General features: G+C 68.4%; 18 protein-coding genes. 4 read left to right on the top strand and 14 right to left on the bottom strand.

What is annotated here, in order from left to right; all coding sequences use genetic code 11:
* Positions 1-169 precede the first annotated feature (169 nt).
* Complete coding sequence (locus PWS46_RS27940) at positions 170-931, top strand: Fic family protein (RefSeq protein WP_434624672.1); 762 nt, start codon at positions 170-172, stop codon at positions 929-931.
* On the opposite strand, the gene PWS46_RS27935 is transcribed toward PWS46_RS27940, so the two are convergent.
* The 10 genes from PWS46_RS27935 to PWS46_RS27890 form a co-directional block, all read right to left on the bottom strand.
* On the bottom strand, positions 928-2,583 hold the full coding sequence (locus PWS46_RS27935; protein ID WP_434624670.1) for a CocE/NonD family hydrolase: 1,656 nt from the start codon (positions 2,581-2,583) through the stop codon (positions 928-930). The two genes, PWS46_RS27940 and PWS46_RS27935, sit on opposite strands and share 4 nt — an antisense overlap.
* Positions 2,584-2,748: 165 nt before the next feature.
* Complete coding sequence (ade, locus tag PWS46_RS27930; protein ID WP_434624669.1) at positions 2,749-4,458, bottom strand: adenine deaminase; 1,710 nt, start codon at positions 4,456-4,458, stop codon at positions 2,749-2,751.
* 69 nt (positions 4,459-4,527) lie between these two features.
* Complete coding sequence (locus PWS46_RS27925; RefSeq protein ID WP_434624667.1) at positions 4,528-5,715, bottom strand: GNAT family N-acetyltransferase; 1,188 nt, start codon at positions 5,713-5,715, stop codon at positions 4,528-4,530.
* A gap of 18 nt (positions 5,716-5,733) precedes the next feature.
* Entirely contained in the window at positions 5,734-7,047 is a 1,314-nt protein-coding gene (locus tag PWS46_RS27920) for a PAS domain-containing sensor histidine kinase (RefSeq protein ID WP_434624665.1), read from the bottom strand.
* A complete protein-coding gene (locus PWS46_RS27915) occupies positions 7,044-8,180 on the bottom strand; it encodes a DUF2336 domain-containing protein (protein ID WP_434624663.1) in 1,137 nt (378 codons plus the stop codon). Before PWS46_RS27915 ends, PWS46_RS27920 begins: the two co-directional genes overlap by 4 nt.
* A gap of 184 nt (positions 8,181-8,364) precedes the next feature.
* Complete coding sequence (locus PWS46_RS27910; protein WP_434624661.1) at positions 8,365-9,129, bottom strand: DUF6969 family protein; 765 nt, start codon at positions 9,127-9,129, stop codon at positions 8,365-8,367.
* A 112-nt stretch (positions 9,130-9,241) separates the two neighbouring features.
* A complete protein-coding gene (locus PWS46_RS27905) occupies positions 9,242-9,844 on the bottom strand; it encodes an ABC-type transport auxiliary lipoprotein family protein (protein ID WP_246457995.1) in 603 nt (200 codons plus the stop codon).
* A gap of 50 nt (positions 9,845-9,894) precedes the next feature.
* The gene (locus PWS46_RS27900; RefSeq protein WP_434624659.1) at positions 9,895-10,854 is read right to left on the bottom strand and encodes an MlaD family protein; all 960 of its coding nucleotides are present in this window, start codon (positions 10,852-10,854) and stop codon (positions 9,895-9,897) included.
* Positions 10,855-10,863: 9 nt separating this feature from the next.
* Positions 10,864-11,682 (bottom strand): ABC transporter ATP-binding protein, encoded by an 819-nt coding sequence (locus PWS46_RS27895; RefSeq protein ID WP_434624657.1) that lies wholly within the window; start codon positions 11,680-11,682, stop codon positions 10,864-10,866.
* Positions 11,682-12,833 carry an ABC transporter permease gene (locus tag PWS46_RS27890; RefSeq protein ID WP_434624655.1) on the bottom strand — a complete coding sequence of 384 codons (1,152 nt, stop codon included), beginning with the start codon at positions 12,831-12,833 and terminating at the stop codon, positions 11,682-11,684. The genes PWS46_RS27895 and PWS46_RS27890 overlap by 1 nt, the downstream gene beginning before the upstream one ends.
* Positions 12,834-13,062: 229 nt before the next feature.
* On the opposite strand from PWS46_RS27890, the gene PWS46_RS27885 reads away from it, so the two are divergent.
* A complete protein-coding gene (locus PWS46_RS27885; RefSeq protein WP_434624653.1) occupies positions 13,063-13,578 on the top strand; it encodes an adenine phosphoribosyltransferase in 516 nt (171 codons plus the stop codon).
* Positions 13,579-13,593: 15 nt separating this feature from the next.
* Here PWS46_RS27885 and PWS46_RS27880 read toward each other — a convergent pair whose 3' ends face one another.
* The 3 genes from PWS46_RS27880 to PWS46_RS27870 all read right to left on the bottom strand — a co-directional run bounded on the left by PWS46_RS27880 (position 13,594) and on the right by PWS46_RS27870 (position 16,008).
* Positions 13,594-14,040: a DoxX family protein gene (locus tag PWS46_RS27880; RefSeq protein WP_434624652.1), complete on the bottom strand. Its 447-nt coding sequence runs from the start codon at positions 14,038-14,040 to the stop codon at positions 13,594-13,596.
* 73 nt (positions 14,041-14,113) lie between these two features.
* The gene (locus PWS46_RS27875; RefSeq protein WP_434624650.1) at positions 14,114-15,058 is read right to left on the bottom strand and encodes a DMT family transporter; all 945 of its coding nucleotides are present in this window, start codon (positions 15,056-15,058) and stop codon (positions 14,114-14,116) included.
* Between the two features lie 110 nt (positions 15,059-15,168).
* Complete coding sequence (locus PWS46_RS27870; RefSeq protein ID WP_434624648.1) at positions 15,169-16,008, bottom strand: 2-keto-4-pentenoate hydratase; 840 nt, start codon at positions 16,006-16,008, stop codon at positions 15,169-15,171.
* A gap of 149 nt (positions 16,009-16,157) precedes the next feature.
* On the opposite strand from PWS46_RS27870, the gene PWS46_RS27865 reads away from it, so the two are divergent.
* Positions 16,158-17,462 (top strand): acetylornithine deacetylase/succinyl-diaminopimelate desuccinylase family protein, encoded by a 1,305-nt coding sequence (locus tag PWS46_RS27865; RefSeq protein ID WP_434624646.1) that lies wholly within the window; start codon positions 16,158-16,160, stop codon positions 17,460-17,462.
* Positions 17,463-17,515: 53 nt separating this feature from the next.
* On the opposite strand, the gene PWS46_RS27860 is transcribed toward PWS46_RS27865, so the two are convergent.
* Positions 17,516-18,220, bottom strand: a complete 705-nt coding sequence (locus tag PWS46_RS27860; RefSeq protein WP_434624644.1) for a hypothetical protein — start codon at positions 18,218-18,220, stop codon at positions 17,516-17,518.
* A 426-nt stretch (positions 18,221-18,646) separates the two neighbouring features.
* Here PWS46_RS27860 and PWS46_RS27855 point away from each other — a divergent pair, with 426 nt between their 5' ends.
* A complete protein-coding gene (locus PWS46_RS27855) occupies positions 18,647-19,108 on the top strand; it encodes a hypothetical protein (RefSeq protein WP_434624642.1) in 462 nt (153 codons plus the stop codon).
* The last annotated feature ends 424 nt before the right edge of the window (positions 19,109-19,532 follow it).

Below are 19,532 nucleotides of genomic sequence, written 5' to 3'. Positions count from 1 at the left end.
GCATTCCGCGGACTGAGGCGGTTGCGGCCGGCCAAGGCTGGGTTGTGGACATCTTGACAGGGATCCTAAAACCGGCAACCGTGCCCGTCCAAGCGGCAAATCCCCGCAGGGGGCGCGGCAAGACGCGCATCGCGCCAATCCCTCCCCTGCCAAAGCGACAGAGTGACCGATGGCCCTGCTCGACGAGATCGCGGAGAAGAAACGGGCGCTGGACGCCGCGCGTCCCCTGCCGCAGGAGGTCGTGCACGGCATCGCCGACCGGTTCGAGCTGGATCTGACCGTTGCCGCCGCGGCGCTGGAGGAGATTCCGCTCAAGCGCGCGGACGTGAAGGCGATCCTGGAGCGCGGCAGCATCCTGCGCCATCGTGGGGTGGAGGAACAGCGCTTCGTCCTGAACCACCGCGCGGCGCTGGAACTGATGGCGCGGCTGTCCTTCGACCCGTCGGGCGCCGTCACCGAACGCACCGTCACCGCTTTCCATGCCGTGCTCTATCGCGGTATCGAGGACGAAGCCGGCAAGTACCGCGACGCTCCACCGAAGGACGACCCGGCGGAAACGGCGCCCGACCCGGCCAAGCTGCGCGTGTCGATGTCGGCGCTGTCGACCTGGATGCGCAAGTCCGATGCCGGGCCCGACACCGCCTTCGAGGCGCATCACCGGCTGAGCGCCATCCGCCCCTTCCATGCCGGCAACCGGGCGACGGCGCTGCTGCTGTGCAACCTGATCCTGAACCGCGCCGGCTATCCGCCGGTGGTGATTCCGGCCGACGACCGCGGCCTCTATCTGGACCTCGTGGAACGGGCCTGGTCGGTCGGCGACAAGACGCCCTTCCGCGACCTGATGATGCGCTTCCTGTCCCAGAGCCTGGACTTCTGCCTGGAGGCGGCAGGCAAAGGCGAAGACGAGCCGGACGGGGACGAGGCTCCCTAAACGGCCGATCCGGCCGGAAGGCGCAGGCGCGACGGCCGGTCGGGACCGCTGTGGACCAGCAGGGTGATCGGCAGCGCATCGACGCGGCGGGTCTCGCCCGGCTCCGCCCCGGTGCCGGGATTGACCGGATAGGCCGGGAAGCAGGACCCGGCGAGGCTGAGGCGCAGCGCCGACCCCGGCGCCAGCGTGGCGCAGGCCGCCCGCATGGCTATGGTCAGCGGACGGGTCGGATCGCCCGGCTCCACCCGCGCATGGCCCTGGGTGAGCGGCAGAACCTGCCCGTCCGGCCGCAGCACAGACAGCACGGCGCTGACGTCGAAGGATGGCGCGTCGGCCTCCACCCAGACATCCAGCGCCACCCGTCCGGCCAGCCTCAACGGCTCGTCCAGCGGCAGGCTGGTGTAGGTCGCGACATCCGGGCGGCGGTCGACGGCGGCGCGGTCGGGACGCCCGGCGGCATCCGGCAACGCATGGCCGCCGACTGTCGGCACCGGCGTGCGCGGGTCATGCACCACCACGTCGAGTGCCTCCATTTCAGGCATCTCCAGGTCCAACCGTCCGCCCTGGCGGTTGGCGAGGCCGTCGCTGGCCAGATGCAGGACCGCTTCGGCCGCCGGCAGGTTTGGCAGGTCGTGCCAGCGTCCGGTCTCGACATCATGCAGGCGAACCGGATCGCCGCGGTCGCCACTTTCGCCCTTCAGCACCCGGTCGAACCAAGCCAACTGCAACGTGTCGAGCGTCGGCGCCTGTCCAGGCTCGGCGGCGGCTCCCCCGGCGCCCCAAGGACCGACGACCAGCCGCACCGGCGCCCTCTGGCTTGCGGCAAAGCGCTCATGGGCATCCAGCATGCCGGCCAGACGAGGGTCGTACCAGCCGCCGATCTGCAGAACCGACACCTCGGCGGGCATGGCGTCCTGCATCGCCTTGGGCGACAGCGCGGCCCAGGCCGGGCCGGGCACCGGGTTGGTCAGCCAATCGTCGTAATGGGTGTAGCGGGCGTAGTCGCGCAGCGCCTGCGGCCGTGAGGGGATTTCGTCGTCGATGGGCAGGCAGCGCGCGGCGTCCGACAACAGCCGATGCCCGGTTCCGTCCTCGACCCGCCGCGCGGCGTCGGCCGCGGTGCGCAGGGCCCAGCCCATCGCATCGGCCAGCCGGAAGGCCCCGCCCTCATAGGCCCAGTCGGAGAAGACATCCCAGCCGGCGAAGGCCGGCGCCACCGCCCGCAGGGCCGCCGGCGCCTCGGCCAGCGCCAGCCATTGCGCCATGCCGGCATAGCCGCAGCCGTACATCGCCACGGATCCCGACGATCCCGGCAGGGAGGCCGCCCAGGCCACCGCGTCCGCCCCATCCTCCCGCTCCGCCTCGAAGGGACGGAAGCGGCCGTCGGAGGTGCCGCAGCCGCGCACGTCCTGCACCACCACCACATAGCCGCGCGCGGCGTACCAGCGCGGATGGGCGTAATGGCTGGTCAGCGCGATGCGCCGGCCGCAGGGAACGCGCAGGAGAAGAACCGGCCATGTGCCGGCGGCGTCGGGCCGGTAGAGATCGGCATCCAGCCGCACGCCGTCGCGCGTCCGCATCGACACGGTTTCCGGCGGCCGGACGGGCAGCAGGCTGTGGGAGGGGTGGATCATCGGGGCCAGATGGGTCATGGCGGGTCGGGCTCGCTCGATGACGAACAACAGATAATGTGTCGTCGTGGCAAAGCTCGTGCCAGTGGTCCGACCGCGTCATTTCCATGCTCATACGCTGGACAGGCCGCGTTGTGGCACGCCCAACCTTCAGGCCTCTGCCGCTTTCGCAGGCAACCCGCCCGATCAGGCGGCAATCAGTTCGAATCGGTCGACATCGACCATGCCGCGGTCGGTAATCTTCAGGTGCGGAATGACCGGCAGCGGCAGGAAGGCCAGTTGCAGGAAAGGCTCGGCCAACGGACAGCCCATGGCACGGACGGCGGCGCGCAAGGTGCGCAGCTTCCCCTCTACCGTCTCGAAGGGTTCCAGGCTCATCAGCCCGGCCAGCGGCAGCGCCAGTTCGCCGACCACCTGCCCGTTGCGCACGGCGACGAAGCCGCCCTGCAACTCGATCAGCCGGTTCACTGCGATGCGCATGTCGGCGTCGCTGGCCCCCACCACGCAGATGTTGTGACTGTCATGCCCGACCGACGAGGCCAGCGCGCCTTCCGCGAAGCCGAAGCCCTGGACGAAGCCGCGGCCGATGTTGCGGTTGCTGCCGTGGCGGGCGAAGACGCAGATCTTCAGAAGGTCGCGCGACGGATCGGCCACCATCCGGCCGCCGACCGCCGGCACCTCGATCCGCCGGTGTTCGGTCAGGATCTTGCCCGATTCCAGCCCGATCACCGACTGGACCGAGCCGCCGGCCGGCACGGCGAAATCCTCATCCACCACAGGCTCCAGCTTCACCGAATCGAGACCCACCGGCGTCACCGCCGGCCGGCCGTCGAAGCTGTGCGGGCCGACGATCCTGCCGTTGCGGATGACCCTGTTGACCGCGCAGTCCTCCAGATCGTCCAGCAGGACGAGGTCGGCGCGATGTCCCGGCGCCACCAGCCCGCGGTCGTACAGGCGGAAGCCGCGGGCAGCCGACCATGTGGCGGCGCGGTAGACATGGGCGACCGGCGCACCGAGGCGGATGGCGCTGCGGATCAGGTGATCCATGTGCCCCTCCTCCGCAATGTCCAGCGGGTTGCGGTCGTCGGTGCAGAAGCCGAGGAAGGGCGAAGTCTCCGGCTTGATGACTTCGGCCAGGGCATGGACATCCTTCGACACCGATCCGTCGCGGATCAGCACCTGCATGCCCTTGCGCAGCTTCTCCATCGCCTCGGCGGCGCTGGTCGTCTCGTGGCAGTTGCGGATGCCGCAGGAGAGATAGGCGTTCAGTTCCTTCCCCGACACCAGCGGGGCGTGGCCGTCGATGTGGCGCCCGTCAAAGGCGGCCAGCTTGTCCAGCACCCCGTCCACCTTATGGAAGACGCCGGGGAAGTTCATGAACTCCGCCAGCCCAAGCACCCGCGGATGGTCCATGTGGCGGATCAGGTCCGGCGCCTCCAGCCGGGCGCCTGACGTCTCCAGCTCCGTCGCCGGTACGCAGGAGGACAGCTGCACGAACAGGTCGAGCACCGTGCCCCCGGCGCTTTCTAGGAAATAGCCGAGACCCCGCTCGCCCAGCACGTTGCAGATCTCGTGCGGGTCGCAGATGGCGGTGGTGGTGCCGCGGGGCAGGACGCAGCGGTCGAACTCCTGCGGGGTGACGCAGGTGGATTCGCAATGGACATGGGTGTCGATGAAGCCCGGAACCACGGTCAGCCCGCGACCGTCGATCTCCTCCACCCCGTCATAGGACTCGTAGGTGCCGACGATGACCTCGCCGCAGACGGCGATGTCTCCCTCCGCGATCTCGCCGGTGACGACGTTGAGAAAGCGCGTGTTCTTGATGACCAGATCGGCCTTCGCCTCACCCAGCGCCTGCCCGATGCGCGTCTTCAGATGGTCCCGGCTGACCGACATGTCCCACTCCGCCTGTCGTCTATTCAAAAAGGAAAAGTGGCCCGGCGCGCCGTGCCGTGCAAGCGGCTATCAGCCGGCCTGCCGGCGGAATGGAGAGCGGGCCTGCTCCTGCGTAAAGGCGGCGAGAACCTTCGCGTTGTGCAGTTCCAACCCTTCCGCCACCGCGCGGCGCATGTTGGTGTGCAGGAACCAGTGGCAGGCATACGCAAACTTCGGCAGAAATCCTCGCTCGAGCTTGTGTGGTCCGCCGCGCCCGCCATTCACACGGCCCATACCACAGGCAATTGCCCGTTCGATGGTGCGGTAATAGCAGGTTTCGAAATGAACGAACCGCGTTTCCTCTCTTGCTCCCCAGGTTCGAACATAGAGGCAGTCGTCTCCTTCCACCGTCAACAAAGTGCCGATGGCAACGCCGCCGCATTCGGCGAAGGTCAGCGTCACGGCATCGCCGAAGTTTGCGCAGAGCCGCAGAACGAAATCCATCGTCAGCGCCTGACGCCGTCCCTTGCGGGCATGGAGGTCGGCCAGCAAATCCAGGAAAACCGCGACATCGGCCTCCCCGACATGGCTGCCCAGCACGTCGCGGAACCGCACGCCGCTCTCGATGATCTTGCGGCGTTCCCACAACATCACGCTGCGCCGACGGCTCGACAGGGCCGCGGTGAAATCGGTGAAATCGCCATACCCTTCGTTCCGCCACTCGTAATCCACGGCATGGCGCGTCAGCCATCCCGCCGCTTCGAAACGGGCACGGTCTTCCTCGTCCGGATAGCTCACATGAATGGAAGACAGGCCATGCTTGTGGGCCAAAGAGCGCATAGCCCCTGTCAGTGCCTCCGCCACCCCGGACGGAGCCCCCTCCCGCAACAATATTCGCGCACCGGTCACCGGCGTATAGGGGACCTCCATGACCAGTTTCGGGAAATAGCATCCGCCCGAGGCCTGGAAGCCGTCGATCCAGGCCTGATCGGGCCAGAATTCGTCCGTGGACCGGTCTCGAAAATAGAGGGGCACTGCGCCAACCATCCGGCCACACACATCCCGCGCAATCATATGAGCGGGGCGCCAGCCGTTTTCCGGCACCGCCAGTCCGCCGTCTTCAACCGCACTCAGATAGGCATGGCGAAGGAACGGCCCCTTGCCGGCGGCACAGGCATCCCATTCCAGCGGATCGACCCCGGAAATCCCGAACACCATCGCGACCGACAATGGTTCGCTCTGCCGGTCGCCGTCCTGCGCGACCGGTCCCTGTCTCATGACCATGTCGTTCCCTGATTATTCGCCGTCGTAGGGCGGCGCAACCGGAAGCCGCACGCTGACCGTCGTGCCTTCCCCCTCGCGGCTGCGGATGTCCAGCGTGCCGTTCAGCAGATCGACGAAGGACCGCACCAGCGGCAAGCCCAGCCCGGTGCCGCCGGAGCGGCGGGACAGTTGGCTGTCGACCTGACCGAAGGGCTGCAGGGCGACGGCGATGCCCTCCGCGTTCATGCCGATCCCACTGTCGGCCACTTCGATCAGGATACGGCCGGCCTCCGGGCGGACCCGCAGGACGACGCTGCCGCCGGCGGGGGTGAACTTCACCGCGTTGGTCAGCAGGTTCAGCAGGATTTGCTTCACCCGCACCGGATCGCCCAGCAAGCGGGGAGTTTCGGGGGCGATGTCCTGGGTCAGGGTCAGCCCGCCTTCCTCCGCCCGTTCGGCGATCAGCAGAAGCGAGCTTTCCACGGCATCCCGCACGTCCATCGGCTGCGGATGCATTTCCAGCTTGCCGGCCTCGATCTTGGCGACGTCCAGGATGTCGCTGATGACCGCCAGCAGATGCTGGCTCGACTTGCCGATCACCTTGGCATAGTCGAGATATTTGGGATGGCCGAGCGGCCCGACGATCTCGCTCTCCATCATCGAGGAAAAGCCGATGATGGCGTTCAGCGGCGTGCGCAGTTCGTGGCTCATGTTGGCGAGGAACTCGCTCTTGGCGCGGTTGGCGAGTTCGGCCTGCTCCTTGGCCTGGATCAGTGCCTGTTCAGCCCGGCGGCGTTCCTGGACCTCCTGCATCAAAGCGCGGGTGCGCTCGGCCACCCGCATCTCCAGCTCGTCGCGGGCCTGACGCAGGGCCAACTCCGCCCGCTTTCGGCGGGTGATGTCCTGGCCGACGCAGAGGATGCCCGCCGGCGCGCCGTCGGCCTCCGGCAGCCGGTTGAGGTTCCACAGAAGCACACGTTCGCTCATGCAGTCCTGCTCGCGCAGGGCCTGCTCGAAATTGCGGACCTCCATTCCCTCGGCGGCGACCTTGAGCTGGGCGGCGAAGGCGCCGGTCGGCTGCTCCCCCATCATCTCGGTCCAGGGGCGGCCGATGGCGGTGCCGGCCTCCAGCCCGAAGGCGCGTTCGGCGTCGCGGTTGGCTTCCATCACACGGCCGTCGTCTCCCAGCACCAGGATGATGCTGGCCGCCGTGCGCAGCAGGGAGCGGAAGCGCGCCTCGCCGGCCCGTGCCTCGCTCTGGCGCAGTGCGGCCTCCAGCTCGGCGATGCGGCGCTCGAGCCGGCGGACGGTGTCGGCCGGACCGGCGAAAAAGATCGGATCGGTCACGCCGCAGCGTTTTCCGGCTGCATCATGTCGCCCAGCTTCGCCAGCAGGAACTCCAGATCCTCCGGCGCCAGATCCTCGTACTGGGTCAGGATGCGTTCGATGACGCGACGGCGGTGGCGCTCGCGATCGCCGGGTTCGCCGTCATAGGGGGTTTCCTTCAGCACGTCGATGGCGATGCGGCAGGCCGGCAGCAGGGCCGGCGGCAGCTTCGCCTTGTCATACAGCGACTTCAGCCCCAGCCGTCCGGCATCGTGAATCAGCAGTCGGGCGTTGGTCAGCGGCACATTCGCCATGCGCGACATCGCCATCTCGAAGAAGGCGATGTCGCCGGTGCACAGCGAGCGGACCAGCAGCGAGGGCGTCAGGCGGCCGGTGCGGGCAAGCTGGGTGACCAGCCGGTCCAGTGCGCCTTCGTCGCTTTCTCCGGTGAACAGGGCGACGGTCGCCCGTTCACGGCTTTGCAGGATCAGCTCCGACGCGACCTTCGACGACAGTTCGTGGTGCGAGACCAGATGCTGGCGCAGCCGTTCCGATACGACGGCGACCAGACGCTCGGCGATGGTGATCGGCAGCTTCGAACGGTGGACCAGCGGGTCCTGCACCGCTTCGCTGGCGCCGAAGCGGTCGATGACGCGGCCCAGGCTCTGCTCGCCAAGCTCCGCCCCCTCGTTGGCGACCAGCGCCGCGACCGCGTGTTCGGACCCGCTTTCGATCAGCGCGTCGGCGACCACGGCCGGCACGGTCGGACGCTGGGCGATGGCGGTGCTCTTTGCCTCCGCACCCGTCCGCACGATCTCGACCAGATCGGCCGGGGTCAGCACGGTGGAGACGCTCAGCACCGGGATCGCCACCGCCTCCACGTCGCGGGCCAGGGTCAGGGCGACGTCGCGCGGCAGGGAGGGGCTGGATTTCAGATTCTCCGCCAGGGTCTGACGGACGCGCAGGACCGTGTCCGTGACCATCACGCGGATGATGTCTTCCGCCAGCTGGCGCTCCGACTGCGACAGCTCCGGGCTGTCGAACTGCTGAGCCAGCTTGGCGGCCAGATCGGTCCGGCTGTTCGGCGACGGGTCGGCCAGAAGCCGCGCCACGTCCTGTTGGGTCAGATGACCCGACTTGAAACCGTCACTCATGGGTGCCGGACCCTTCCTGCCCTGGTCCGTCTCCATATGGGTTGCGGAACGCAAAACCCGCGCGAATGTGGGCGGAGACTTGTCCACACCGTCAAGGATCTTCCGAAACGGTTGAACCTTCCTTAACGCCCTGCGGTCATAAGCCCATGGCCTTTGGCCATAAGCCTGCGAAAGGAGGAGCCGCTTACGGCAGTCCGACGAAGCTGGGCGGTTCCGGCAGGATCGGCCGGCGCCGCCGCGTCCCGCGCAGATGCAGCGCCACCTCGGCGATCTGCTGCTCCACCGAGATGTGGCGCTGCGAGGCGACCTCCAGCCCGCGGTCCTCGTAGACGTAGGCGTCGGGATGGCTTTCCGCCCAGCGCTGGATGGCGGTGTCGCGGTCGCGCAGCAATTCGACGATGGTCGGACGGAACAGCCGCATCATCGCGGTGATCCATCGGTTGGCCGGCCAGGACGGCCGGGCATGATCGACCTCGAAGGAATCGAGCATGGCGATCACGTCGTCGGACTTGTACCAGGTCTCCCCGGTCACCCAGCGGTTGGTGGTGAACAGCCGCACCGGCTGGCCGGCCACGTCCATGGCGATGCCGATCAGGTGGGACAGCGCATCATTGTCGTTGTCCGGTGGCGCAAAATCGGCAAGCGGTGCCGGTTGCAGCCCCGGCGGCATGCCGTGCGGACGCAGGAAGGTATGGAAATGCCCATGCTCCCCGTTGGGCCGTTCGCCTTCGGGATGGCAGTGATAGTAATACTGGGCATGGAATTCGGCGTCGTAGACGTCGCCGGGCGGATAGTGCTTCCACTCGTACAACGTGCCGTGACCGCGCAGAAGCTCGCCCACCACCGTGTCGCCGGTCTTGGCCAGGACGCGCTGGCACAGGCGGACCTCACGCCCCGCCTCGGCCATCGCCTCCAACTCTTCCCGGGACACGTCCGACAAATCCGTCATCGCCCGATCCTGCGCTGCGCGAACACCCCTATTACGTACGCGGCTATGCGGGCGTGGCAAGGTCTTTTCGGTAATCGCACCTGTGGTTGCAGCCGGGCCTACGCTTGGCCGATCAGCTGCCGGAAGGGTGGAAACGCTGCGACAGCGACCAGGTCACCAGTTCCCCGGTAACCCGGCCCAGCGCCTCGTCGAAGGCGGCGATCACATCGGTGAAGGAGCGGCCGCGCACCGGTGCCGACGCTTCGAAGGTCTCTCCGGCCTCGATGGTCCGGCGCGGCATGGCGACCAGCTTGGCCGACAGGCGAACATGCACGCGGTCCGGCATGGCGGCGCCGGGAGTGGCGTATTCGGCCTGGAAATCGCGTAGTTCCGACTTCAGCACATAGTCGGAGCGCAGCCCCACCGTGTCGCGCCCGACCGAGACGATGCGACCGCTATCCTCGAAGGTCTGGACGATCAGCCCCTGCACCATGTTCGGCGCCCGGTCGGCCCAGGACACGTCGGCGAAATAATCGAGCGAGGTCGGGGTACGGGCCAGGGCGATGCGCGGCGTGTCGATCCCCGCCGCAGCCGACGGCGTCTCCACCAGCAGCTGCCAGTCGGCCTTGGGGCCGGGGGCGACGGTAGCCCGCGGGGTCAGGGTGTAGAGATGCGGCGCCGTCGGGTTCAGCGTCGAACAGGCGGCCAGCCCCAGCAGCAGGGCGGCCCCCAGCATCCTGCGCAAGACAGTCCCTGCGGTTCCGCTTCGCTCCATCCTCGCACGCCTCATTTCCCACGCACCTCCACGCCCTGCCGCGTCCCGCCGAAGAGGAAGTTCGACGGGTCGTTCTCGATCCTGGTGACCACCCGCGACAGCTGGCCCGACAGATCGCGCAGCTGGGTGATCAGCAATGTCAGTTCATACAGTCCCGTGGCGGTAAAGTCGCGCACCGGCTCGCGATTTTCGGCGACGAGGCCATTCAGCGTGTCGGAGGTGCGCTTCAGCGACCGCAGCAGCTCGCGCGCCTCGCCACCCAGCTGCTTGGCGGTGCCGTCCACCGTCGCCAGCGTGTCGTGCGTCTGGGCCAGCGTGCGGTCCAGCTGCGGCCCGACCGTCTCGAACCCGTTCAGCGTCCGCCGCGCCTGGGCCATGGTTTCCTCCAAGCCGGCACTGGCGCGGGCAAGCTCGGCGCTGATGGTGCGGGCATTGGCCAGGATGTCGCCGATCGCCTTCTGGTTCTCGCCGTTCAGCATCTCGCCCAGCTTGGTGATGACCTCCAGCGAGCGGTTGACCAGCTGCGGGGCGCTGTCCACGACCGCGGTCAGCGAACTGGGCCGCGACGGGATGGTCAGCACCCCGTCGGCATCGGTGGCGGTCAGCCGCTTGCCCCCCACCGTCCCGCCGGAGATCTGGACATAGGCGCCGCCGGTGATGCCCTGCACCTCCAGCGAGGCGATGGAATCGGACATGATCGGCGTGCCGTTCTGCACCTCGATCGTCACCCGCACCCGCGTCACGTTGTCGGGATCGAGTCGGATGTCCGACACGGTGCCCACCGGCACGCCGCGGTAGCGCACCGGGCTTCCCTGCTGCAGCCCGGTGACGGAACCGGTGAAATAGATGCGGTAGGTCTCGCGCGTCTCGTCCAGCTGGACCTTGGCGATCCAGGCGGTGAAGACCAGCAGGCCGGCGACCAGCGCCAGCACGAAGCTGCCGACCAGGATATAGCTGGCGCGGGTTTCCATGACGTGCCCCTACCCTTTCGCAAGACGCCTAGCGTCTTCTTCATGTCGGCGAGCGTCATTGCGCTCTTTCGCGTCGAGGGCCGCGCGGCCGCGCGGTCCGTGGAAGTAGTCGTGGATCCACGGGTGCGGATCGGCCAGATGCTGGGCCAGGGTCCCCACCCGGATTTTCTTGTCGACCAGCACGGCGATGCGGTCGCAGATCGAGGTCAGGCTGTCCAGATCGTGGGTGACCATGAAGACGGTCAGCCCCAGGCTGCGCTGCAATCCCTGGATCAGCGTGTCGAAGGCGGCGGCACCGATGGGGTCGAGGCCGGCGGTCGGTTCGTCGAGGAACAGGATGTCGGGGTCGAGCGCCAGCGCGCGAGCCAGGCCGGCCCGCTTGATCATGCCGCCCGACAGCTGTGCCGGATGCTTGGTGCCGGCATCGGGCGGCAGGCCGGCCATGGCGATCTTCACCCGCGCCACCTCGGCGATCAGCGCGGGGGGCAGGTCGGTATGCTCCTTCAGCGGCAGCATGACATTCTCCGCCACCGTCATGGAGCTGAACAGGGCGCCGTTCTGGAACAGCACACCGGTGCGGGCCTGAAGCGCCGTGCGCTCCGCCCGGTCCAGTTCGGCGGTGTCGTGGCCCAGCAGCTCGATCCGCCCGGCGGCGGGCTCGATCAGGCCGAGGATCTCCTTCAGCAGCACCGACTTGCCGGTTCCGGAACCGCCGACGACGCCCAGCACCTCCCCCCGCTCGACGTCGAGGTCGAGGCCGTCATGGACGGTCTGCGGGCCGAAGCGGGTGACCAGTCCGCGCACGCGGATGACGGGAGATCCTGCCATCACACACCCAGCATGGAAAAGAGGACGGAGAAGACCGCGTCGATGACGATCACCAGGAAGATGCCCTCTACCACCGCCTTGGTGGTCATGATGCCGACGCTCTCCGCGCTGCCGGACACCTTCAGCCCCTCGTAACAGCCGACCATGGCGATCACCAGGGCGAAGACCGGCGCCTTGATCAGGCCGGCGATCACCGTGTTGATGCCGACCGCGCTGTGAAGCTGGCGGATGAATTGCCCGAAGGTGATGTCGAGCGTGGCATAGGCCATCACCGCCCCGCCGAACAGCCCCATCACGTCGGCGTAGAAGGCCAGTAGCGGCAGGGTGATCATCAATGCCAGCGCCCGCGGCACCACCAGAAGCTCCACCGGGTCGAGACCCATGGTGCCGATGGCGTCGACCTCCTGGTTCACCTTCATGGTGCCGATCTGCGCGGTGAAGGCGGAGCCGGAGCGGCCGGCGACGATGATCGCCGTCATCAGGATGCCGATCTCGCGCAGGACGGAGATGCCCAGCAGGTTGACGACATACAGTTCCGCCCCGAAGCGCTTCAGCTGGTCCGCCCCCTGGAAGGCCAGCACCACGCCGATCAGGAAGGACAGCAGCCCCAGGATCGGCAGGGCGTTCAGCCCGGTCTGCTCGATGTGGAACAGGACGGAGGTCAGGCGCAGGCGCGACGGGCGCAGGATCAGCCGGGCGAAGGTTACGGTGACGAGACCAAGGAAACCGACGAGATCGAGGATTTCCTTGGCGGCGCTCACCGTCGTCTCGCCGGTGCGGACGATCATGTCGAGGATCGGATGATGCTCGCGCTCGATCGGATGCGGCGGCGCCTTGCCGGCATCGCACACGGCGTTGAACAGGGCGGCATGCTCCGGCCGCAAGCCGATGACCGAAACCGCATGCCCGGCGGCCCCCAGCCGGTCGGCAAGCCGGCTCAGCAGATAGGCCCCGACGGTGTCGAGCGCCTGCACCCGCGCAAGGTCGATCCGGACGGCGGCACCGTGCTGGGGCTTCGGTGCGCGGTCGAGCGCGTCGGACGCCGCGGCGGCGCCATGCAGGGTCCAGCGCCCGACGGCGCCGATCCGCCACCCGCCGTCCTCCGGACCGGCATCGATCCGCGCCTCGTCCGCCGTCCCTTGCTTTGTCAAAGTCCCAGCCACAGGCTCCGCCGCACGCCGCCGCACATCCACCGGTACGTGGCCGGTGCGCCTGGAACGTGGCCGAGCATCGCCGGATGGTCAACCCCATGCGGTAAAATGGCGGCACCGCCAAAGCACCCATTCCCGCCTTTGCGACGGAGTTGGCAGCCGCTAGAGTGCCGGGCGGCGGACCGGGCCGTTCATGCCGGCACACGATTCCTGACGGACAAGACCTTCGATGAACCTGAAAGACCATATCCGCGGCATTCCGGATTTCCCGAAGCCCGGCATCCTGTTCTACGACGTCTCGCCGCTGCTGGCGAACGGCGCCGCCTGGAAGGCCGCCATCGACGAGCTGGCCGAGGCGGTGCGCCCGCAAAAGCCGGATCTGCTGGTCGGGATCGAATCGCGCGGTTTCCTGGTCGCCGCCCCACTGGCGCTGGCGCTGGGCATCGGATTCATCATGGTGCGCAAGCACGGCAAGCTGCCGGGCGACAAGATCGCCCATTCCTATGACCTGGAGTACGGCACCGACACCATCGAGGTGCAGTCGGACGCGGTGAAGCCCGGCCAGCGCGTGGTGGTGCTGGACGATCTGCTGGCGACCGGAGGCACCATGGCCGCCGCCATCAACCTGCTCCGTCAGGTCGGCGCCGACGTCCGCGCCGCCGCCTTCCTGGTGGAGCTGACATTCCTGAACGGCCGCGACCGCATCGACGTGCCCAGCATTTCGCTGATGGCTTATGACGAGTGAGGTCCAGGCTTAAAATCAGCGGCGGGCGCGCCAGCCGTCGACGCTGAAGCGCCCGGCCCCCGACGCCACCAGTGACAGGAAGCCGCCGATGATGGCGAGGTTCTTCATGAACTGGATCTGCTGCATCTTCATGGCGTCGGGTGCCGCGTCCCAATAGCGGTGGGCGATCAGGGTCGCGGCGACGGTGAAGACCGCGACCGCCAGCGCCGCCAGCCGGGTCCAGGCGCCCAGCACGATGGCCAGCCCGCCGAACGCCTCGACCAGCGCGCCGATGGGGGCGACGATCGTGGCCATCGGCACGCCCTGGCTCTCCATCCCTGCGATGAAGCCGCCGAGAGCCATCAGCTTGCCGAAGCCGCTCTGCACGAAGATGGCGCCCAGCAGCACGCGGGCCGCCAGCAGCAGCGCATCCTGTCCGGAGGTGGCGGAGCCGGTCTCGTAGGCGGTGGTTTGGTTCGTCATCGCTTGTCTCTTTCCCGATGGTTTTGGAATGGGACGGCGGCGGGGCGGCGGTTATTCCATGAAAAATGCGGGATCAGGCGGTCCTCCACAGGCTGATGATCATGACGCCGGCCACGGTCAGGGCCGCACCGGCCAGTTGCAGCCAGCCCATCGGCTCGGCCAGCGCCAGATAGCCGAAGACAGCGGCGGCGACCGGGCCGATGGCGCCGCTCAGCGCCACCAGATTGGGGCCGACCCGCCGCAGCGCCTCCGCCGTCATCAGAACCGGCAGCACGGTGCAGACCACCGACATCACCACCGACAGGCCGAAGACAGCCGGCGGCAGGTCGAGCGCCGACAGGGGGCGCAGCAGCAGGAACTGCAGGATGCAGCACAGGCAGGCCGCGGTCATCGCATAGGCGGTGAAGCGCATGGAGCCGATCCGCTGCACCACCCGGCTGCTGCCGACCAGGTAGATCGAATAGAGGAAGGCGCCCATGAAGACCAGCCCCGCCCCGGTCATGAAGTCGGGATGGCCGGTTCCGACCTCCGACCACACCACCAGGGCGACGCCGGCGTAGGAGACCACCAGCGCCACCACCTCGCGCAGGCCGATCCGCTTGCCGAGGAACAGGGCCGACAGAACCACGACGATGGTCGGATAGAGGAACAGCAGCAACCGCCCCATCCCGGCCGAGACATAGCGCAAGCCCAGGAAATCGCAGAAGCTGGCGGCGTAATAGCCGGTGATGCCCAGCCCTATGGTCAGGGCGAGGTCGCGGCCGGCGATCGGCGCCCGCTCTCCTTTCTTCACTCCCGACCACAGCGCCATGGCGAGGAAGAAGGGCAGCGCGAAGACCATGCGCAGCATGATCAGCGTGACCGGATCGACATTGTAGCGGTAGGCCAGCTTGATGATGACCGGCCGCAGCGAGAAGGCGATCACCCCGGCCACCGCGAGGCCCAGCCCGGCCAACATCTGGACCGGCGGCAGGAACCGCGTCGCGGCGGCATCGGAGGACAGGCTGGACTGGGACAAGGCGGCGGTTCCGGCGGAGGGAGTGGGGCCGCCATTCAAGCATCCCCGCCGCCGTTTGGCTTCAACCAAGGCGGCGGCCGGCCATGACCGCCGCCATACCCTGGATTGCGTCAGGCGACCGCCTCGGCAGCGACGGCGGTGCCGGACATCGGCGCGAGGCCGGTGAAGGTCACCCGCGCCTGCTGGCCGATGGCGATGGCGTGGACGCCGGTCAGGGCGCCGGTGGAGACCCAATTCCCGGCCTTCAGCGGCCGGCCGAGCCGCGCCGCCATGCCGAGCGCCACGGCAACCGCGGCGGCGATGCCGCCCGGCAGCTTGGCGGCGCTGCCGACGCCGACGCTCTGGCCGTCGATCAGCACCTCCGCCCTGAGCGAGTCGGCACTCTCGACGCCGCCGACGATCTCCTCTCCGACGATCAGACCGGCGTTGTTGCCGAAGACGGAGGTGGAGGCGGTGGGGCCGAGCGTGTTGACCGGCGCCAGCGGCCCGCCCGCCACCTCGATGGCGGCATGGACGGCGGCGATGAAGGCGGCGGCCTCCGCCGGGCTGTAGTCCAGCTTGTCGGCGGGGGCGTCGGCGGCGATGCGCACCGCGAACTCCGCCTCCACCGCGCCGAAGCCGCCGGGAATGACCGGGAAGCTCAGCGGCCCGCCGTCGGCGGCCGACACCGTGCGGGCGAAGATCGGGCCGATGTAGCGCATGGCGCCCAGAGTCTCCTCCAGCGCCGGGGGCACCCGCGCCACCTTCCAGCCGGCGACCTCGTCGGGCCAGGCGGCGGTCGCCGTCGCCTGGATGGCGTAGGCGGTGGCGAGGTCGGCCGGCAGCGGGCCGGGGAACTCGGCGAGGCCGGTCGCGCTGCGGCGGGCGGCGACGAAGCGGGCCGCGGCCTCGGCGATCACCGGGTCGGCCAGGGTCGGGGCGCTCAGCCCGATGGGGTGCGTGACGGTCATGAAAAGCTTCTCCGCTGGGGGGCGTCGCGACTGTAGCGGCCCCGGCCGGCGGGGGAAAGTGCGCTGCACCATGACAACTCCCGAAAGGCGGGGTGGACGGACCATCCGGTTGCGAAGACACTGAACCGGTCCTTGCCGCGGGAGAGGCCATGCGTTCCGACACCGACGCCGCAACCAAGCTGCTGTTCCGCCGTATCGAGTCGCGGCGCGACGATCTGGTCGCGCTGACGCAGGATCTGATCCGCATCCCCACCGTCAACCCGCCCGGCGACGTCTATACCGACTGCGCCGAGCTGATCGGCCGGCGGCTGGCGGCGCGCGGATTCGGGGTGGAGTATGTGCGGGCGGAGGGGGCGGCCGGCGACAGCGACCGCTATCCGCGCACCAACGTCGTCGCGCGGATCGAGGCACCGCGTCCGGGACCCTGCGTCCACTTCAACGGCCACATCGACGTGGTGCCGGCCGGCCAGGGCTGGACCGTCGATCCCTTCGGCGGGGTGGTGAAGGACGGCCGGGTCTATGGCCGGGGCGCCTGCGACATGAAGGGCGGCATCGCAGCCTCCATCATCGCCGTGGAATCGCTGCTGGAGGAAGGGCTGCTGACGGCGGGCGCCCTGGAGATCTCCGGCACGGTGGACGAGGAATCCGGCGGTTACGGCGGGGTCGGGCATCTGGCGAAGCTCGGCTATTTCTCCCGCCCCCGCGTCGACCACGTCATCATTCCGGAGCCGCTGAACGTCGACCGCGTCTGCATCGGCCACCGCGGCGTCTGGTGGGCGGAGATCGAGACCCAGGGCCGCGTCGCCCACGGCTCCATGCCCTTCCTCGGCAACTGCGCGGTGCGCCACATGGGCGCCGTGCTGCACCGAATCGAGACCGAACTGATCCCCCGCCTCGCCGCCAAGCGCACTGAGATGCCGGTGGTGCCGGAGGGCGCGCGGCAATCCACCATCAACATCAACGCCATCCATGGCGGCCAGCGCGAGGACCATGACGGCCTGCCCAGCCCGATGGTGCCCGACCGCTGCCGCATGGTGATCGACCGCCGTTACCTGATCGAGGAGGACCCCGAGGCGGTGCGCGGCGAGATCGTCGCCATCCTGGAGGATCTGCGCCGCACCCGCCCCGGCTTCGCGTACGAGCTGCGCGAGGTGCTGGCCTTCCTGCCGACGATGACCGACGCCGACGCCCCGGTGGTGCGTGCGGTGGCCGCCGCCATCGAAACGGTGCTGGGCCGCCCGGCGCAGCATGTGGTCTCCCCCGGCACCTATGACCAGAAGCATGTGGTGCGCGTCGGCCAGTTGAAGGACTGCATCGCCTACGGCCCCGGCATCCTCGACCTCGCCCACCAGCCGGACGAATGGGTCGGCATCGACGACATGGTCCAGTCGGCCCAGGTGATGGCGCTGGCGACGCTGGATCTGATGGGGGGACAGGAGGGCTTGCGCTTCTGACGGCGGGAGCGGCGGATGGAACGGCGTGGAACAGAATCCGGCGGATGTTCCATCTACCGGCGCCAGGAGAAAGCGCCGGCGCCGCGACGGCTCACCGGGCCGGGGTTGAGGTTGGGGTATTCTTCGTACTGGTTGACGGTCCAGGGGAAGACACCCTTCGGGCCGGCCGATTCCGGACGGGCCAGGATGGCGGCGACGGCTTGCGGATTGGGGGGCATGCGCTCGCGCAATTCGCCGGGGAGGTCGTCGTCCAGTTCGGGGACGGTGACGGCGGGGGGATCTTCGGGTTTGGGGGCGGGTTTGGCGGTGGGCTCGGCAACGGGCTCGGGAGCACGCTTGCCGGCCGGAGCGTCCAGGCCGGCGAAGAGGCCGAGCCGTTCGGCCAGCCAGCGCACCGTCGCCGGGTCGCCGGAGGTCACCAGCCGCTCGATCTGCTCGGCGACCAGGATGCGCAGAGAGGACAGGCGCAGCTCCGCCTCGCGGTTCAGCGCCTGCCGTTCCCACCACACCCTGTGACGGAAATCCTTGGAGCCGTAATAGGCGCGCCAGAGCGTGGTGCGGCTGCAGCCCATGGCGCGCGAGACCTGCAGGAAGCTGTTGCCGCGCGCCAGCATGCCGGCGGCCATGATCCATTGCTCGTCATGGAACTGCGAACCGGGAACCAGCGAGCCTTCGGCGGGCACCGGCGGCTCTTCGGCCCAGCAGGGGAAACGGTCGCCAAGGGCTTCGGCAGCGAGGGTGCGGGGATCGACGGGCATGGCGGAACTCCACAAGCGAGGGGGCTTGTGGGGGAGGATACAGGAAAGTTTTCCTTTTATGGTGGAGTTTTGCGAAAGTGCGGAGGGTGGCCGATTGGGAGAAATCGGCGGTTTGAAATTGGCCCGGTGTCTAGCTTACGGTGCTGAAGTGATAATGTCCGCAAAGCGCCAGGAGCGGACACCGGAGGCTATCGCGAAAGGGGCCGTGGCCGTCTCGCCAGCATGCTGGCGGCGATCCGCCGGCCAGCACCGGCCCCACCGGTTCCTCGATCTCCACAGCGACCGCCAGCACGTCGATGTCGAGGCCCTGCGCCTGGTGCCGTGTGTCCGGGGCCGTCGGCGCCGCGCCGCCCTGGGCGATCCGCTCGCCGGCATGCTGGGGTCACTACACGAAAATGACCAGATTGTCCGGGATGGGGGAACACGATGAGATCCTGTACTCCCACCATCCTGAGGGGCCGGCTTGTCATAACGCCCGGTGTCTGTTTTAAGATTGCGGAGATTTTCCCGCATTGGCTGTGGTTTCCCGCTTACGCGGTGCCGCGCGGCGCGACGGTGGGCACCGCAGCGGCGGCCGACGCGCATGAGGGCGGCGTGGGCCGCTCTCGCAAAAGTGAGTTTCTGGAATGGATGGAGTGTTTGCACATGCCATGGTCGTTTGAAGCTGCCCGTATCGTGCTGGTGATCGCTTTGGGTCTATCCGCCGCCACGACGTGGCATCTTTTTACAGTCGTTCCGTTCGGCTTGCTGACGATGCTGTCCCAGCACAGTCCCCATGAGCCCGGCGGTACTGTCCTGCCGGTTGCCATCTCGGCCTGTGCCACGGGCGCGATTGTCGTGGCGTTGACCCTGCTCGGGGCGATGAAGCGCCAGCTGATGGCGTGGTGACGATCGTCGGCACGGGGTCCGATCCGGCCGACCAGCCGTAAGGGGAGGGGCAGGCATGGTGTCGGTCAAGACCGAGCAGATGATGGTGCGGTTCCGGCCGGAGGTGCGCGCCCTGCTGGCCGAGCTGGCGGCGGCGGACAGCCGCTCGATGGCGGGGGAGCTGGAGGCGCTGATCCGGGCGGAGGCCCGGCGCCGGGGGCTGGCCGATGGGGACGGCGGCGGGGCGGGCTGGCCGCCCCTACCGCGCCGTCCTGGGCGGTTGCAGAAGTGCATGTTCCATAATCGCTGTTCCGCGTCTCGGTTGTGGTATACGGAACAAGGGCTTAGCGGGGGTGCGGATTTATCGCCCATCACCGGCAGGGTAGAGCGGTCCCACCGAAGGGATCTTCTCCGCTTGACTCAACATGCAGCGGGTCAGGGACAC

Origin of the sequence: Azospirillum sp. B2RO_4 (genome assembly GCF_051124815.1) — a bacterium.
Lineage (GTDB): Bacteria > Pseudomonadota > Alphaproteobacteria > Azospirillales > Azospirillaceae > Azospirillum.
This window is presented reverse-complemented; position numbering and strand designations above follow the sequence as displayed.

What these genes read in the sequence shown, in the direction of transcription:
- PWS46_RS27940 (WP_434624672.1), top strand. Translation starts at nt 170, where the DNA reads ATGGCCCTGCTCGACGAGATCGCGGAGAAGAAACGGGCGCTGGACGCC.
- PWS46_RS27935 (WP_434624670.1), bottom strand. Translation starts at nt 2,583, where the DNA reads ATGACCCATCTGGCCCCGATGATCCACCCCTCCCACAGCCTGCTGCCC.
- ade (WP_434624669.1), bottom strand. Translation starts at nt 4,458, where the DNA reads ATGTCGGTCAGCCGGGACCATCTGAAGACGCGCATCGGGCAGGCGCTG.
- PWS46_RS27925 (WP_434624667.1), bottom strand. Translation starts at nt 5,715, where the DNA reads ATGAGACAGGGACCGGTCGCGCAGGACGGCGACCGGCAGAGCGAACCA.
- PWS46_RS27915 (WP_434624663.1), bottom strand. Translation starts at nt 8,180, where the DNA reads ATGAGTGACGGTTTCAAGTCGGGTCATCTGACCCAACAGGACGTGGCG.
- PWS46_RS27910 (WP_434624661.1), bottom strand. Translation starts at nt 9,129, where the DNA reads ATGACGGATTTGTCGGACGTGTCCCGGGAAGAGTTGGAGGCGATGGCC.
- PWS46_RS27905 (WP_246457995.1), bottom strand. Translation starts at nt 9,844, where the DNA reads ATGCTGGGGGCCGCCCTGCTGCTGGGGCTGGCCGCCTGTTCGACGCTG.
- PWS46_RS27900 (WP_434624659.1), bottom strand. Translation starts at nt 10,854, where the DNA reads ATGGAAACCCGCGCCAGCTATATCCTGGTCGGCAGCTTCGTGCTGGCG.
- PWS46_RS27895 (WP_434624657.1), bottom strand. Translation starts at nt 11,682, where the DNA reads ATGGCAGGATCTCCCGTCATCCGCGTGCGCGGACTGGTCACCCGCTTC.
- PWS46_RS27885 (WP_434624653.1), top strand. Translation starts at nt 13,063, where the DNA reads ATGAACCTGAAAGACCATATCCGCGGCATTCCGGATTTCCCGAAGCCC.
- PWS46_RS27880 (WP_434624652.1), bottom strand. Translation starts at nt 14,040, where the DNA reads ATGACGAACCAAACCACCGCCTACGAGACCGGCTCCGCCACCTCCGGA.
- PWS46_RS27870 (WP_434624648.1), bottom strand. Translation starts at nt 16,008, where the DNA reads ATGACCGTCACGCACCCCATCGGGCTGAGCGCCCCGACCCTGGCCGAC.
- PWS46_RS27865 (WP_434624646.1), top strand. Translation starts at nt 16,158, where the DNA reads ATGCGTTCCGACACCGACGCCGCAACCAAGCTGCTGTTCCGCCGTATC.
- PWS46_RS27860 (WP_434624644.1), bottom strand. Translation starts at nt 18,220, where the DNA reads ATGCCCGTCGATCCCCGCACCCTCGCTGCCGAAGCCCTTGGCGACCGT.
- PWS46_RS27855 (WP_434624642.1), top strand. Translation starts at nt 18,647, where the DNA reads ATGAGATCCTGTACTCCCACCATCCTGAGGGGCCGGCTTGTCATAACG.